This is a genomic window from Vibrio sp. CCB-PB317 (assembly GCF_022808245.1).
GTDB classification, from domain to species: Bacteria; Pseudomonadota; Gammaproteobacteria; order Enterobacterales; family Vibrionaceae; genus Vibrio; species Vibrio diabolicus.
This window is the reverse complement of the sequence record NZ_JALGNU010000004.1, coordinates 201,871-217,710: the sequence shown is the minus strand read 5'-3', so window position 1 is coordinate 217,710 and position 15,840 is coordinate 201,871. Positions and strand designations below refer to the sequence as shown.

The window sequence follows — 15,840 nt, the reverse complement described above, 5'->3', positions numbered from 1 at the left end:
TTGGATTATCATCAACGAGTGCCCACACAGATTGATAGGTTTATATTGTTAAAGAGCAACTCTTCTTTGTGATTGACATCACTTCGGAAGAGGCGGCCATTCTAGCGAGATAATTTATTGTGTCAAACACTTTCTTCAAATTATTTCGTTTTTCTTTTCAGCCTTATCAACCTCGCTTAAACCCTTGTGAGCCCTTGCCCTGTCGACGAGGAGGCATTATAAAGATCGCGCTCACATTGGCAAGTGTTATTTTTCAAAAATTGCAAAAATAATGGTTAAACGATGAGTTTTCGATCAAAGCTTCATTTATTCAACTTTACCCCAAACTCTCACACAACTTATCCACAGAGTTGTTCTTTGAGACATGTTTTTCAAGTATCATAAATAAAGAAAGCTGCTTTATTGCAGCTATCTTTATTAAACTTAACCTAAACTCTATTTAAAGAGCATTATGGCTATATGCCAGACCCATCTTGTTCAGAGCCATCATCTTCGTGTAGGCCACATTCTCGCTTTAAGCCAAAGAATCGAGTTTCTTCCTCTGACATTCCCGGCTCCCATTTACGAGTGGTATGAGTATCACCAACTGAAAGGTAACCTTCATCCCACAATGGGTGGTATTTAAGGCCGTGTTGTTCTAAGTAGTAATGAACGTCTTTATTAGTCCAGTCAATTACAGGCAAAAACTTAAACACACCGTTCTGAATTGATAGTATCGGTAAACCTGCTCGTGATTTACTTTGCTCTCGACGTAGTCCAGAGAACCACGTTCCAACATTAAGCTCTTTTAGCGCTCGACGCATTGGCTCCACTTTATTGAGCTTGTTGTATTTTTCAATTCCCTCTACACCCTGATCCCATAACTTTCCATATCGAGCCTCTTGCCAATTCGCACTTTCTTTCGCTCGATAAACTTTTAAGTTTAGGTTGAGAGCATCTGTCAACTCATCAATGAATTGATAGGTTTCAGCAAACAGGTATCCTGTATCGGTTAGAATGACGGGGATATCCGCTTTGACTTGAGTAACTAAATGAAGCATAACCGCGGCTTGAATACCAAAACTAGAAGAAACCGCGAACTCGCCTTCTAGATTATCTAAAGCCCACGCTACTCTCTCTTGTGCTGAAAGCTTTTCGAGTTCGACATTAATTTGAGCAAGACGGAGGATTTGCTCCGTCTTTGTTAATGTCAGTAACTCTGTGAGCTCCAGCTTGGATGCTACAGAATCAAGCATGAAAGTCCCTCTTTGATACGAGCACTTCTTGGATAATGCCAGCACGAATAGTGAAATCGCCAAAGGCTTCGCCTTCTTCACGCTCTTTCGACCATCGACCCACCAGCAGATCAATCTCTTCTAAGATTTGCTTATCCGTGATGTTCTCTTTATACATTTTTGGTACTCGAGTACCGGCACGGTTACCACCTAGGTGCAAGTTGTAACGACCCGGCGCTTTGCCAACTAGACCAATTTCAGCCAACATTGCGCGACCACAACCATTTGGACACCCAGTTACACGCAAAATGATGTTGTCATTTTCTGGTAGGTTGTGCTTCTCCAGAATCCCCTCCACATCAGTAACAAACTGAGGAAGGAAACGTTCAGCTTCTGCCATCGCTAGCGGACACGTTGGAAAAGCAACACACGCCATTGAGTTTTTGCGCTGCTCACTGATATTGTCATCCATCAAGCCATGTTCACGAGCGATCTTTTCGATCTTCGCTTTTTCGCTTTTAGGTACCCCCGCAACAATTAAGTTCTGGTTGGCAGTCATACGGAAATCGCCTTTATGGATTTTGGCAATTTCAGCAACACCCGTTTTAAGCGGTTTACCTGGGAAGTCCAGCAGACGACCATTTTCGATGAAAAGTGCTAAGTGATGTTTACCATCAATTCCTTCTACCCAACCAATACGGTCACCACGCTCAGTAAACTCGTACGGGCGGCTTGCTTCAAACTGAATGCCTGCTCGCTTTTCGACTTCGGCTTTAAAGACATCAGTACCTACACGGTCAAGTGTGTATTTGGTTTTGGCATTCTTACGGTTTGAGCGATTACCCCAATCACGCTGAGTGGTAACCACCGCCGCTGCAACATCAAGCGTTTTCTCTAATGGGATGAAACCTAAGTCGTCAGCGCGGCGCGGATAAGTTGACGTATCACCATGTGTCATCGCTAGACCGCCGCCAACTAGGACGTTAAAACCAACCAACTTGCCGTTATCCGCAATTGCTACGAAGTTAAGATCATTGGCATGCACGTCTACGTCATTTTGCGGTGGGATCACCACCGTCGTTTTGAACTTACGCGGTAAATAGTTTTTACCCAGAATAGGTTCATCTTCTTCAGTGCTTTCTACTTTCTCACCGTCTAGCCAAATCTCAGCGTAAGCACGTGTTTTTGGAAGCAGGTGTTCACTGATCTTCTTCGCCCATTCATAAGCTTCTTGATGAAGTTCTGATTCAACCGGGTTAGTGGTACACAACACGTTTCGGTTTACATCACCCGCGGTTGCAATCGAATCAATGCCAATACTGTTGAGCGTTTGATGCATCAACTTAATATTCGGTTTCAATACCCCATGAAACTGGAACGTTTGGCGAGTCGTCAGACGAATACTTCCATATAAAGAGTGCTCCGTTGCGAACTTGTCGATCGCTAACCATTGCGTTGGCGTGATGATGCCTCCAGGCATACGAGCACGAAGCATCACATTATGTAATGGTTCCAGTTTTTGCTTTGTGCGTTCATTACGGATATCACGATCGTCTTGTTGATACATTCCGTGGAAACGAATTAACTGGAAGTTGTCGGCAGTAAAGCCACCAGTAATACGGTCCTGTAAATCTTGCTCAATGGTGCCACGTAATAGGTTGCTTTCTCGCTTCAGGCGCTCGTTATCAGATAGCGGCCCTAGCTCTTCGCCTAATACAATCTGCTTGTTATTTTCAGTAGAAAAAGTCATTAGTACACATCCCTCTGATAACGTTTCGCTTTACGTAGGTCATTAATAAATTGTTCTGCATCGTCACGCGGCATCTTGCCTTCTTGTTCAGCAACGATAACCAGTGCGTCGTGCACATCTTTTGCCATACGAGTGGCATCACCGCAGACATAGATATAAGCGCCTTCTTGGATCCACTGCCACACTTGAGCTGCGTTTTCTAAGATGCGATGTTGTACGTAAACTTTTTCTACTTGGTCACGACTAAAAGCAACATCCAATCGGCTTAGTACTCCTGACTTGAGGTACTTTTGCCATTCCACTTGGTACAAGAAGTCTTGAGTGAACGTGCGATCACCAAAGAACAACCAGTTTTTGCCTTCAGCATCACGGTTTTCACGTTCCTGAATAAAGCTACGGAACGGTGCGATCCCAGTGCCCGGACCCACCATGATAATTGGGGTGCTATCATCTTCCGGCAGTTTGAAGTTGTTGTTATGCTCAACAAATACCTTAACTTCATCTCCCTCTTCGAGACGCTGTGCTAAGAAGCTAGACGCACCACCATATCGTTTTTCGTCGTTTTGTTCGTACTCAACCAAAGCAACCGTTAGGTGTACTTCTTCATCGACCTCTTCTTGGCTTGATGCAATAGAGTAAAGGCGAGGAGTAAGACGACGAAGCAAACTAATCAACTCATCTGCGGTTAACTTGGTTTTCTTCTCTGCCAATACATCAACAATTTGAGTACTTGCAGAGTACTCGCGAAGTTTATCTTTATCGTCAACCAGCTTTTGTAGCTTCTTGCTACCGGATAACTCGGCAAACTTTGTAATGAGCTGTGGGTTAGATGTTGTGATTTCATATTTACTCACGAGAGCACTATGGATTGACAAGCTTTCGCCATCAACATCAACGGTTTCAACCCCAGACAAACCGACCTTACCAAGAATGGCATTAGCAAGTTCTGAACTATTTTCAAACCACACACCTAGCGCATCACCAGGCTGATACGTTAACCCCGAACCTTCCAAGTCAATTTCTATATGACGAACATCCTTTCCAGAATCACGACCCGTGATTTTTTGACTGGTCAGTAACGTCGCTGTGTATGGGTTTTGTTTATTGTAAGGAGAGTGCGCAGTCGCCGCCTGACCCACAGGAAGTTGAACCACATCCGCTTCAGTGCCAGAAGAAAGCGTATCTTTTACCTTACCTAACGCATTCTTACGCCATTCAGCTGCTGGTGCTTCATAATCCACATCGCAATCAAGACGATCGATAAATGGGGTCGCGCCTAACTTTGATAGGTAAGCGTCGAAGTCTTTACCGGTTTGGCAGAAGAATTCGTAGCTCGAGTCACCCAGAGCAATAACGCCATATTGAAGGTTTGACAGCTTAGGAGCTTTCTTAGATTGCAAAAACTCGTGTAGCTCTATAGCGTTATCTGGTGCTTCGCCTTCGCCGTTCGTCGATGCCACAATAATGACATGTGTTTCTTTGGCTAAGTTTTTACCTTTGTAATCACTTGCATCAAAAAGTTCGACAGCAATTCCTTCTGCTTTTGCTTCCTGTTCTAGAGCTTCAGCAACGCCTTTAGCGTTGCCAGTTTGGGAAGCAAAAATAATACTCAACTTACCTGCAGGCTTCGCTGATACGGCTGCCGTCGCTTGTGCAATTGGCGTTACCGCTGTATTTGGTTGATTTTGAGCTAATCCCCAAAAATACCCACTGACCCAAGCAAGTTGCTGTGAAGACAACTCAGAGACAGTTTGTTGGAGTGAGCTAATTTGTTGGTCATTCAGAGGGCTTGCGATTGGAGGATTTCCTCCTTGCCCATTATTATCTTCAGACACATTCTTGTGAGAATACTCATTCTTTTGAAAAGACATTATCACGACATCCCTATTCATTGCGTGACGATAGAGTACCCACTCTCCTTAATAACAAGAAAGAATAGAAGTGAATGTTTTATAACTTTTTGGAAGTAAGAACGGCTTACTTTTTGCTCATCGATCTTCAATGCGGACTTGTTGAAAGCCTACTGCCATTGCCGATTTTGACGCTGCATCCAAATCTTCATAAAGACATTCTTCACCATGACTGTCCGTCAGAAAAACAAAACCACCGCGCGCATGTCTGAACTCCACAACCCAACCACCCTCTTGGATTGCAGGTTCAATAATCGCTTCGACAAGCTGGTTTTCACGGAATAGATGTCTTAGTTCGTTTATTGTCATCGCTATCCCTGCTTTAACTTTCACATTGCTCCTAGGTAAGCATGGTCTAAGTCAGCAAAATAGGCAGAAAATTCGATTGGATATAATGAAGTGATATAAAAAAACGCCGCTTATAAAGCGACGTTTTAAAAAATCGAGTATCTAATCTGGCTGCATTTAGAATGCGTATTCTGCACTCACAAAAAAGCCGTTAGCAAAAATAAACTCTTTCCCTAGATCCGACATGAATTTCTCGGACTCCAAATCAATCACGCGGTAACCACCACGAAAAGCCAGTTGAGCTTTTTCGAGCGGTACATGGTATTGAACACCGGCCATGAAATCAGTGCTTTTGATACCTTTGTTGTCACCAAAGTTTATCTCACCAATCACATCAAAATTTGTGTCCGGAACTTGAATCTCTGCGTAACCGTACCAAGCCCAAATCAGCTCATCAAACTCTTCTATCTCTTCTATACGCTTGTTTGAGCCTGCATCAATGTATTTAGTGTCACTTAAATTACTGAATGTAACACCCGCATCAAAATGCAATAAATCATGCTCCAGAACTTGGTAGTAAATGGTGAAATCGAGCTTATCGAACCCCATATAATCAGCATCAATGCTCGAGTAACGAAAACGCGCATTAGGAACGTATTTCACATCATGCTCAATCGCCGCGTAAAATGCGCCTGTTGTGCTGCTATCTCGTCTTACTTCATTTACTTTAGTGTCAGCAGCCCAGATCTCTGCGCCGACTTTCGTCGATACAGAATATTCTGCAAAAACAGGAAAAGATACTGCCAACGATAATGCTGTTAAAGCGATGGTCGCTTTATTTGTCATGTAGTGTGTACTCCGAGATAGCTGATGTTCACGTTGAAGACGTGAGAGGAAATATACCATACTCTCACGTCTCTCTATCAACTAAATCATGTCACTCGTTATTTATAGCGGGGCTGGGCAACGTAATTCTTGAAGAACCAAACACCCAATGCAATCACGATTAACCATGGCAATAGTTTGAGTACCGCTCCGACCATTCCCAGTAAAAACATCACAACTAACGCGATACCGGTTGCTGCGAATACGGTCATCATTGTGATACCGGTAACCAATAGGGTCGCCGCAAAGACTAAAATAAAGATTAGCTCCAACATAATCACTTCTCCATTTGTTTTTAATAAACAGAGCAGTTTCCATACCAACTTACCAAGATGACGATAACACAATGATTTTTATTCAAAAATAAAGCCAGAGGCATTTCTGCACTCTGGCTTACTTGTTCTTTAGTTGGTAATTTTAGCCAACCACTGGTGAATTTTACACATTCAATTCTTTTGGAATCTTCGCTAACGCGTCTTGCAGCACTTCTAAACCAGAACCCGGCTTGTGCGCATTTTCACTGATATGACGACGCCATTGACGAGCACCTGGCATGCTTTGGAACAAACCTAACATATGACGGGTAATATGACCAAGGTACGCACCTTTCGCTAATTGCGCTTCAATGTATGGGTACATTTCTTCAACAATTTCGCTGCGTTTCTTCACTGGAGCATCAGAGCCAAATAACTCTTGATCTACCGATGCCAGTAGATATGGGCTTTGGTAAGCCTCACGACCAATCATCACACCATCAAGATGCTGAAGATGTTCTTTGGCTTCTTCTAGTGACTTTACACCACCGTTAATAGCAATGGCTAAGTGAGAAAAATCTTGCTTCAATTGGTAAGCTCGTGGGTAATCCAATGGTGGGATCTCACGGTTTTCTTTCGGACTAAGACCACTTAACCAAGCTTTACGCGCGTGGATAGTGAACTGCTCACAGCCCCCCTTTTCTGAGACAATAGAAACAAAATCCGTTAGGAACTCGTAAGAATCATGATCATCAATACCAATACGAGTCTTGACTGTCACAGGAATATCAACCACGTCCTTCATTGCAGCGACACAATCCGAAACCAACTGTGGTTCCGCCATTAGGCAAGCACCAAAGCGACCGTTTTGTACACGGTCAGACGGGCAACCCACATTGAGGTTAACCTCATCGTAGCCACGCTCTTGAGCCAGTTTGGCACACTTTGCCAAGTCTTCTGGGTTTGAACCACCCAACTGAAGGGCCAACGGATGCTCTTCTTCGTTGTAAGCCAGGAAATCTCCTTTTCCATGAATGATCGCACCTGTCGTCACCATTTCAGTGTACAGCAGGGTTTCTTTGGTCATTAAGCGATGGAAGTAGCGACAATGACGATCGGTCCAGTCGAGCATTGGTGCTACGGAGAGCCTGCAAGAATGAGTCATGATATAAACACCCGTTTTTATGTTGCCAAGGTCGAGCGCAGCAGTACGCTCAAAAAATAAGTCGGGTATTGTATACCCAAGCACCTCTAGGTGCTAGTTTCAGCGAGAATGATTTGGTTGGCTGGCTAGCCAAATGCTTAGGAATATGCAGCAGTAATACGAATTCGTCACTCGTTGATTCATTCTGTGATGACTATTCCGACTTCACACCACCACCGACTTGCTTTAATTCATGATTTTCGTTCTGATAGTGGGTAAAATGAAGCATTTCTAAACGAACTTCGTATAGAAATGATTTATCATAGAGCACGTCCGATAGTTATGGTGAAAGGTTTGAACCCAACAATCATTGAACAAATTGAAAGTATCTGCGCAGAGCGTGGAGTACGATTGACTCCGCAACGCCGACGCGTATTTGAACTCATTTGTTCTAATCGCCGCGCCTCAAGTGCGTATGAGCTATTGGAGCAACTAAAAGAGAGTGAGCCTCAGGCTAAGCCTCCCACTGTTTATCGAGCATTAGATTTTCTCCTAGAGCAAGGCTTCATCCACCGAGTGGAATCGACAAATAGCTTTATTACTTGTTGTTCTTTCAATACTCAGCAGCACTTTTTCCAATTACTAATTTGCGATAAATGTGGTGATGTCGTTGAACTCGAAGATGAGACGCTGATATCCTTGTTAGCCGAAAACGCCGAGAAGCATGGATTCAAACTGACCAACCAAGTTATTGAAACTCATGGTGAATGCCAGGCCTGTTCCTCCGAGACGAAAGAAAAAGTATAGAAGAACGTTATGCGCGCTGAATTTGTAAACCCGTTTTTAGCTTCTTTAATGAACGTGCTAAAAACCATGGCTTCTCTTGAGCTGAAGCCACAAAAACCGCGAATCAAAAAAGATGAGATCGCACGAGGTGACGTTTCTGGTCTGATTGGCATGGTAGGTCCACAAACTCGTGGTTCAATGTCGATTACCTTTGATGAAGCGCTAGCTCTAGAAATCATGCAGAACATGCTTGGTGAGCGTCCAAATGGACTCAATGAAGAGGTCACCGATATGGTGGGTGAGATCACCAACATGGTTACTGGTGGTGCGAAACGCATTCTGGCGGAAAGTGGTTTTGATTTTGATATGGCAACACCGGTAGTGGTTTCTGGCCGAGGCCATACCATTCGCCACAAATGTGAGGGCTCAATCATCATCATGCCTTTCTCTTCCCAGTGGGGAAATGCCTTTATCGAAATCTGCTTCGAATAAAAGAGAAAAAATAGGTTGGCACTGGCCAACCTATTTTGTTTCTGCCTCAGGCAATAAAAAAGGTCAGCACTTGCTGACCTTTTCTTTATCTATTCAAACCAAACATTAAGCTTTGAACGCTTTAAATGCGTTGATTAGACCATTTGTTGAGCTGTCATGCGAGTTGATTTGAGACTCGTCTGCAAGCTCAGGTAGGATTTGGTTAGCCAGTTGTTTACCTAGCTCCACGCCCCATTGGTCAAAGCTGAAGATATTCCAGATAACACCTTGTACGAAAATTTTGTGTTCGTACATTGCGATCAAGTTACCCAGCGTACGAGGCGTGATTTGCTTCACTAGGATAGAGTTTGTTGGACGGTTACCTTCAAACACTTTGAATGGCGCGATCGCTGCCACTTCTTCAGCGTTCTTACCTGCTTTCACCAACTCTTCTTTCACCGTTTCTTCACTCTTACCAAACGCTAGTGCTTCAGTTTGCGCAAAGAAGTTGGACATCAGTTTTTGGTGATGATCGCTAGCTGGGTTGTGGCTGATTGCAGGTGCAATGAAGTCACATGGGATCAGCTTAGTGCCTTGGTGAATCAGTTGGTAGAACGCGTGCTGACCGTTGGTACCTGGTTCACCCCAAATAATAGGGCCCGTTTGGTAAGTCACAGCATTGCCTTCACGGTCAACGTATTTACCGTTTGATTCCATGTTACCTTGTTGGAAGTACGCCGCGAAACGGTGCATGTACTGATCGTAAGGTAAGATAGCTTCTGATTCCGCACCGTGGAAGTTGTTGTACCAAATACCGATAAGCGCAAGGATCACAGGGATGTTGCTTTCTAGGTCTGTTGATACGAAGTGCTTGTCCATCTCGTGAGCACCTTCAAGCAGCTCAACGAAGTTGTCGTAACCTACCGCTAATGCGATTGATAAACCGATTGCAGACCATAGTGAGTAACGGCCACCAACCCAGTCCCAGAATTCGAACATGTTCGCGGTATCGATACCGAATTCAGACACGGCTGTCGCGTTCGTTGAAAGCGCAGCAAAGTGCTTAGCCACGTGCGCTTGATCGCCAGCTGACTCTAGGAACCAATCACGTGCTGTGTGCGCGTTAGTCATGGTTTCTTGCGTTGTGAACGTCTTAGACGCGATCAAGAATAACGTCGTTTCTGGGTTAACTTTCTTCAACGTTTCAACAATGTGAGTACCATCAACGTTAGATACGAAGTGAAGGTTTAGATGATTTTTGTACGGTGCTAGAGCTTCCGTCACCATGTAAGGGCCAAGGTCAGAACCACCGATACCGATGTTCACGATATCTGTAATTGCTTTACCTGTGTAACCTTTCCACTCACCGCCGATAACGCGTTCAGTGAATGATTTCATTTTTTCTAGAACCGCGTTCACTGCTGGCATTACGTCTTCGCCGTCTACCATTACTGGTGTATTCGCGCGGTTACGTAGTGCAGTGTGAAGAACAGCGCGACCTTCTGTTTGGTTGATCGCTTCGCCACTGAACATCGCTTCAATTGCAGATTTCAGCTCAGTCTCGTTCGCAAGAGCGAACAGGTGCTTCAGAGTTTCCTCATTGATGAGGTTCTTTGAGTAATCGACTAGGATGTCTGAGCCGAAACGTGCAGAGTATTTGTCGAAACGCGCTGCGTCTTGAGCAAATAACTCTTTAAGATCCATATCTTGTGCAGATTCGAAATGCGCAGTTAGCGCTTTCCAAGCTTGTGTTTGCGTTGGATTGATATTTTTCAACATGGTCTTTATCCCGATGTTACAGTAGGTTCCATTCCTTACAGTCTAGCGAAAACTGTGGAATCCCCGATTTAGCAAATAGAATATTAATTAGATGTTTGGGCGAATTGCCACAAAACAAGTCTTTGTAATTTTTTTTCAGGTGCCAATTATGACTGAGAGTATTTACACTCACATTGAGTTAGGTCACGTTCCCTGCCCTGAAAATGAACAATTCATTTACGATGACAAGAATCATATCACTTACTAATGACAGGCTCTAATTGGAATAGGATAGACGCCAATTTATAAATTTCCAAAGGAACACGTATGTGGGCACAAAAAACACTGCAATTAAAAGCGAGAAGCCGCGGTTTTCACCTAATAACTGATGAAATTGAACAACAATTACCACAAATAAACGAACTTTCAGTAGGTTTATTACACCTATTTATTCAGCATACCTCCGCCAGTTTGACCTTAAATGAGAATGCTGATCCAACCGTGCGTATGGACATGGAAGCGCATTTCAACAAGTTTGTACCAGAGCGTGCTCCTTATTATCAGCACACCTATGAGGGGGATGACGACATGCCAGCACACATTAAAGCATCCCTGCTTGGCAGTAGTGTGACGATACCAATCCAAAATGGTCGATTAGTTTTAGGAACATGGCAGGGCATTTACTTGGGTGAGCACCGAGACTTTGGCGGCGGCCGCCGCGTTATTGCTACGATTAACGGTGAGTAGATAAAACAAAGGCTAACCTTAGGTTAGCCTTTCTCTGTTTATTTTGAGTATTCCATCTCGACGCGAGGCGTTAGCTTAGTCACGAGTTCATACGCAATCGTACCAATGTGACCCGCCACTTCTTCTACTGGGAGCTCTTTCCCCCAAAGAATCGCTTCGTCGCTGACTTTATCCGTTGCATCTGGTCCCAAATCGACCGTCAGCATATCCATGGAAACTCGACCTGCGATAGGTACTTTACGACCATTTACCCAAACCGGAGTGCCATTCGGGGCACTTCTTGGGTAACCGTCGCCATACCCTACAGCGATGACACCGACTTTTGTATCTCGCTTACTGGTCCACATACCGCCGTAGCCAACACTTTCGCCCTTCTTAACTTCACGTACCGCAATAAGATGGGATTTAAGTGTCATCACGGGTTGATACCCCAGATCTTGTGCGGTCTTGTCATCAAATGGCGATACACCATACATGATGATGCCCGGACGAACCCAATCCAAATGGCTTTGAGGCCATGCCAACAACCCCGCAGATGCCGCAAGTGAACGCTCCCCCTGACAACCAGAGGTCAACGACTTAAACAGCTCAATCTGTTGGGGAGTGATATGGCTATCCAGCTCATCTGCACATCCAAAGTGACTCATGTAACGTAACGGCTTGGCTACATTTGGACACTCTTTCAACCGCGTGACAAACTCATCATATTGTTCAGGGCGAACGCCAAGACGGTGCATCCCACTATCAATCTTGAGCCACACGACAACCGGAGTTTCAAGGTCGGCTTGCTCCAAGGCGATAAGCTGCTCTTCACAATGAACCACCGTTTGGATGTTGTTCGTCACAAGAACAGGTAAGTCACCTGGGGAGTAAAAACCTTCTAGCAATAGAATTGGCTTTACCACGCCACAAGCGCGCAGTTGCAACGCTTCTTCAATGCGAGCTACGCCAAAGGCATCCGCATAGTTGGCATGTTTTGCAACGTGACGTAATCCGTGACCATAGCCATTGGCCTTCACTACAGCCATCACTTTACTTTGGGGCGCTTGCGCTTTCACGCGCTGTAAGTTGTGCTGCAACGCAGACAAATCAATGCACGCCTTGGCCGCTTTCATATAGCTCATGGGGTTACTCATCATCAATATCGAATGCAGGACCCGCGTAGTTGTCAAAGCGCGAGTGTTGACCTTGGAAGGTGAGACGCACAGAGCCGATAGGGCCGTTACGTTGCTTACCAATGATGATTTCTGCCGTACCTTTGTATGGGCTATCTGGGTGATACACCTCGTCACGGTAGATGAACATGATCAAGTCGGCATCCTGCTCGATAGAGCCCGACTCACGCAAGTCCGAGTTTACTGGACGTTTATCTGAACGTTGCTCTAGGGAACGGTTAAGCTGAGACAGCGCCACGACGGGCACATTCAGCTCTTTTGCCAGCGCTTTCAGAGAGCGCGATATCTCCGCAATTTCCAGCGTACGGTTATCAGAGAGTGCAGGCACGCGCATAAGCTGAAGGTAGTCGACCATGATCATCGACAGACCGCCATGTTCACGTGCGATACGGCGAGCGCGTGAACGCACTTCGGTCGGAGTTAGACCGGAGCTGTCATCAATGTACATGTTTTTCTTCTGCATCAAGATACCCATAGTAGAAGAAATACGCGCCCAGTCTTCGTCATCCAACTGACCCGTACGGATCTTGGTTTGGTCAACGCGAGACAAAGAGGCCAACATACGCATCATCAACTGCTCGGCTGGCATCTCTAGCGAGAAAATAAGCACAGGTTTCTCTTGTTGCATGGCCGCATTTTCACACAAGTTCATCGCAAAGGTCGTTTTACCCATCGATGGACGCGCCGCGACAATCACCAAATCAGAACCTTGCAAACCTGCGGTTTTCTTATTGAGGTCAGTGAAACCTGTGTCGACACCCGTTACACCATCTTGCGGCGTTTTATATAACAACTCGATACGTTCTAACGTCTTTTCGAGGATGTTATCGACATTTTGTGGCCCTTCGTTTTCACTGGTTCGTGACTCAGCGATGGCGAAAACTTTACTCTCCGCCATATCAATCAGATCTTCCGAACTTCGACCTTGAGGATCGTAACCCGCATCCGCAATCTCATTCGCGACACCGATCAAACCACGGACGATCGCACGCTCGGCAACAATATCAGCGTACGCATTAATGTTAGCGGCACTTGGCGTGTTTTTCGCCAAATCTGCAAGGTAAGCAAAACCGCCCACATCTTCTAATTGCTCGTGACGCTCCAAGTATTCCGATAAAGTAATAAGATCGAGAGGCTTGCCCGCTTCAAGAATGGTTTTTACACCTTCAAAAATTAGGCGATGCGGACGACTATAGAAATCACTGCTTACAACACGTTCGGCAACGGTGTCCCAACGTTCATTGTCCAGTAAAAGACCACCAATTACTGATTGCTCGGCTTCTAGTGAGTGAGGTGGCACTTTGATTGCGTCGACCTGACTGTCTGAAGGTTTGCGATTTCTGTTTTCCGCCATGACTTTGCTCGATAACTACTATTGACCCACGATTATAACCTTAACCTAACTGAGATGCTTCCCCGAAGCGACAATTACTTGTTAAGAAATCAATATGCGAACCGCACAAGTAATAGCCTGGTTCTTCCGCCCAGCTCTAATAAAAATTAACCTACCATTGACCCAACAAAATATCTGTATCAGTATCATGCCCCTCCTTTTTAATTACGTTCGAGGTTGATGTGTCCCGATACTGGTTACTTAGCTTTAGCCTACTATGCGCTAGTGCATCGTATGCTGACGAATCAGTACAGCCAGAGCAAAATATTGATGTGCCCGACCCATTAAAAACCGAGGTGGAGTTCGGCTATCAAGCTCACACAGGTAACACGGACTCTCGTTCCCTGAATGCTCGTTTGAGTGCTGAATATACGTCAGGTCGACACCGTTCTAATGGTGAATGGAAGTACTACAACTTGTACAAAGACGGTGAAGAAGACAAACGCTCATCCACCTACGCCCTACAGAGTGACTACAAGTTAGGTCCTAAAACGTATTTGTATGGCAGCTTTAAAGGGGTGGATTCTCGTTACAGTGCCTATTTTAAAGACTACACCTTATCAGGTGGTTTGGGTTACCAGTTTTCCTACACTGAAAACTTCATTTTAGAGGTAGAAGTCGGTCCTGGTTTTCGTTATCAAGAACCAAATTTAGATGAGATAGATGATGACGACATTGTCTTTCCCGATATCGTTCGAGAAGGCATTTTTCGAGGGAATATCAATACGACTTGGCACGCACTAGATAATTTGAGTTTCGCGGCTGATATTACGTTGGTAACAGGTAAAAGTAACACTCGGGCCGATAGTGAACTCAGCGTGACCAATGATATTACTGAAGATATTGCACTGAAACTGGCACACTCTCGTCAGTATCACGATAAAGTGCCTGAAGGCTTAAGCAAAGCGGATAGCGTATTTTCCGTTAATTTACTCTTCGCTTTTTAACCCGTTTTTTCTCCCAGTTTTAGAAATAAAAAAAGCACCTCCGAAGAGGTGCTTTTTAGTATTTCGTCTTGATACTGAATTACTCAGCAGCAACAACTTGTAGGTTCACAGTTGCGAAAACTTCAGAGTGAAGTTGAACGCTGATCTCGAACTCACCAGTTGTACGTAGAGCACCTTCAGGAAGGCGAACTTCGCTCTTAGCAACTTCAACGCCTGCAGCTGTGATAGCGTCAGCGATGTCACGAGTACCGATAGAACCGAATAGTTTGCCTTCGTCACCAGCTTTAGAAGCGATAACTACAGCTTCTAGAGCGTTAACTTTCTCTGCGCGAGCTTCTGCAGCAGCTAGTTGCTCAGCAACTTTAGCTTCTAGTTCAGCACGACGAGCTTCAAACATTTCAACGTTAGCTTTAGTTGCCATAACTGCTTTACCTTGTGGGATAAGGAAGTTACGAGCGTAGCCAGATTTAACGTTTGCAGTATCGCCAAGACCACCTAGGTTACCAATTTTATCAAGTAGAATAACTTGCATTGCTTAATCCTCTTTCTTAATAAAATGAACCGATTACTGATGCTTGTCAGTGTACGGTAGTAGAGCTAGGTAGCGTGAACGCTTGATAGCACGTGCTAGTTGACGCTGGTACTTAGCGCTTGTACCAGTGATACGGCTAGGTACGATTTTACCAGCTTCAGTGATGTAGTTTTTAAGAGTTGCTACGTCTTTGTAATCAATCTCTTGTACGCCTTCTGCAGTGAAACGGCAGAATTTACGACGACGGAAGAAACGAGCCATGGGCTATCTCCTGATCTTAAATTTGAGTAATGTTGTCGGCGTGTAACACTAATTTTCCCACGCCATTTCGGCCGGTTTGATAAGTGACAAAACCACTTACCTTAATGTTACTGCCTTGAACTAAATTCTGAGTTAGTGCTTGTGACCCAAGCCCGCTGACGACTACCGGCATACGACAATAAACTTGTCGAGGTAAGTCAGCTTCGATAATAGTAGAGCGATGCTCCAGCCAAAACCGACAGTGTTCAATGCCACCAGGGCTTTTACTACGAATGGGCGGTTTGGCAATGGTGCCGCTCAGCTCCATTCGATTGGCCATAAGAAA

General features: G+C 44.8%; 17 protein-coding genes. 4 read left to right on the top strand and 13 right to left on the bottom strand.

The features are described 5' to 3' along the window. Positions 1-455: 455 nt before the first annotated feature. The 7 genes from MTR11_RS23260 to dusA all read right to left on the bottom strand — a co-directional run bounded on the left by MTR11_RS23260 (position 456) and on the right by dusA (position 7,466). The gene (locus MTR11_RS23260) at positions 456-1,235 is read right to left on the bottom strand and encodes a phosphoadenylyl-sulfate reductase (protein WP_237309937.1); all 780 of its coding nucleotides are present in this window, start codon (positions 1,233-1,235) and stop codon (positions 456-458) included. Continuing rightward, positions 1,228-2,964, bottom strand: a complete 1,737-nt coding sequence (gene cysI, locus MTR11_RS23255) for an assimilatory sulfite reductase (NADPH) hemoprotein subunit (RefSeq protein WP_243328469.1) — start codon at positions 2,962-2,964, stop codon at positions 1,228-1,230. The genes MTR11_RS23260 and cysI overlap by 8 nt, the downstream gene beginning before the upstream one ends. After that, positions 2,964-4,835, bottom strand: coding sequence for an assimilatory sulfite reductase (NADPH) flavoprotein subunit (locus MTR11_RS23250; RefSeq protein WP_243328468.1), 1,872 nt, complete (start codon positions 4,833-4,835; stop codon positions 2,964-2,966). The genes cysI and MTR11_RS23250 overlap by 1 nt, the downstream gene beginning before the upstream one ends. A 117-nt stretch (positions 4,836-4,952) precedes the next feature. Next, positions 4,953-5,183 carry a hypothetical protein gene (locus MTR11_RS23245; RefSeq protein ID WP_005455817.1) on the bottom strand — a complete coding sequence of 77 codons (231 nt, stop codon included), beginning with the start codon at positions 5,181-5,183 and terminating at the stop codon, positions 4,953-4,955. 156 nt (positions 5,184-5,339) lie between these two features. After that, positions 5,340-6,008 carry a TIGR04219 family outer membrane beta-barrel protein gene (locus MTR11_RS23240; protein ID WP_243328467.1) on the bottom strand — a complete coding sequence of 223 codons (669 nt, stop codon included), beginning with the start codon at positions 6,006-6,008 and terminating at the stop codon, positions 5,340-5,342. A 98-nt stretch (positions 6,009-6,106) separates the two neighbouring features. Continuing rightward, the gene (gene pspG / locus MTR11_RS23235; RefSeq protein ID WP_005398086.1) at positions 6,107-6,322 is read right to left on the bottom strand and encodes an envelope stress response protein PspG; all 216 of its coding nucleotides are present in this window, start codon (positions 6,320-6,322) and stop codon (positions 6,107-6,109) included. 163 nt (positions 6,323-6,485) lie between these two features. Then, positions 6,486-7,466 (bottom strand): tRNA dihydrouridine(20/20a) synthase DusA, encoded by a 981-nt coding sequence (gene dusA / locus MTR11_RS23230; RefSeq protein ID WP_243328466.1) that lies wholly within the window; start codon positions 7,464-7,466, stop codon positions 6,486-6,488. A 321-nt stretch (positions 7,467-7,787) separates the two neighbouring features. Here dusA and zur point away from each other — a divergent pair, with 321 nt between their 5' ends. Both zur and MTR11_RS23220 read left to right on the top strand, forming a co-directional pair. Next, the gene (gene zur, locus MTR11_RS23225; protein ID WP_005381268.1) at positions 7,788-8,252 is read left to right on the top strand and encodes a zinc uptake transcriptional repressor Zur; all 465 of its coding nucleotides are present in this window, start codon (positions 7,788-7,790) and stop codon (positions 8,250-8,252) included. A gap of 9 nt (positions 8,253-8,261) precedes the next feature. Next, positions 8,262-8,723, top strand: coding sequence for a chemotaxis protein CheX (locus tag MTR11_RS23220; protein ID WP_005381269.1), 462 nt, complete (start codon positions 8,262-8,264; stop codon positions 8,721-8,723). Positions 8,724-8,828: 105 nt separating this feature from the next. Here MTR11_RS23220 and pgi read toward each other — a convergent pair whose 3' ends face one another. Continuing rightward, positions 8,829-10,481, bottom strand: a complete 1,653-nt coding sequence (gene pgi / locus MTR11_RS23215; protein ID WP_243328465.1) for a glucose-6-phosphate isomerase — start codon at positions 10,479-10,481, stop codon at positions 8,829-8,831. Between the two features lie 306 nt (positions 10,482-10,787). On the opposite strand from pgi, the gene MTR11_RS23210 reads away from it, so the two are divergent. Continuing rightward, positions 10,788-11,207, top strand: a complete 420-nt coding sequence (locus MTR11_RS23210) for a secondary thiamine-phosphate synthase enzyme YjbQ (RefSeq protein WP_243328464.1) — start codon at positions 10,788-10,790, stop codon at positions 11,205-11,207. A gap of 38 nt (positions 11,208-11,245) precedes the next feature. Here the strand turns inward: MTR11_RS23210 and alr are convergent, their stop codons facing one another. Further along, entirely contained in the window at positions 11,246-12,322 is a 1,077-nt protein-coding gene (gene alr, locus MTR11_RS23205; protein WP_243328471.1) for an alanine racemase, read from the bottom strand. Between the two features lie 13 nt (positions 12,323-12,335). After that, entirely contained in the window at positions 12,336-13,736 is a 1,401-nt protein-coding gene (locus MTR11_RS23200) for a replicative DNA helicase (RefSeq protein WP_005395704.1), read from the bottom strand. A gap of 221 nt (positions 13,737-13,957) precedes the next feature. Between MTR11_RS23200 and MTR11_RS23195 the strand changes: the two genes are divergently transcribed. After that, positions 13,958-14,722 carry a DUF481 domain-containing protein gene (locus MTR11_RS23195; RefSeq protein ID WP_006743223.1) on the top strand — a complete coding sequence of 255 codons (765 nt, stop codon included), beginning with the start codon at positions 13,958-13,960 and terminating at the stop codon, positions 14,720-14,722. 79 nt (positions 14,723-14,801) lie between these two features. Here the strand turns inward: MTR11_RS23195 and rplI are convergent, their stop codons facing one another. From rplI to priB, 3 genes are read right to left on the bottom strand one after another with little or no spacing between them, the layout of a single operon-like run. Further along, positions 14,802-15,254 (bottom strand): 50S ribosomal protein L9, encoded by a 453-nt coding sequence (gene rplI, locus MTR11_RS23190; RefSeq protein ID WP_005381278.1) that lies wholly within the window; start codon positions 15,252-15,254, stop codon positions 14,802-14,804. A gap of 33 nt (positions 15,255-15,287) precedes the next feature. Further along, positions 15,288-15,515 (bottom strand): 30S ribosomal protein S18, encoded by a 228-nt coding sequence (gene rpsR / locus MTR11_RS23185; RefSeq protein WP_000090472.1) that lies wholly within the window; start codon positions 15,513-15,515, stop codon positions 15,288-15,290. 16 nt (positions 15,516-15,531) lie between these two features. Further along, complete coding sequence (priB, locus tag MTR11_RS23180) at positions 15,532-15,834, bottom strand: primosomal replication protein N (protein ID WP_005381298.1); 303 nt, start codon at positions 15,832-15,834, stop codon at positions 15,532-15,534. Positions 15,835-15,840 lie beyond the last annotated feature (6 nt).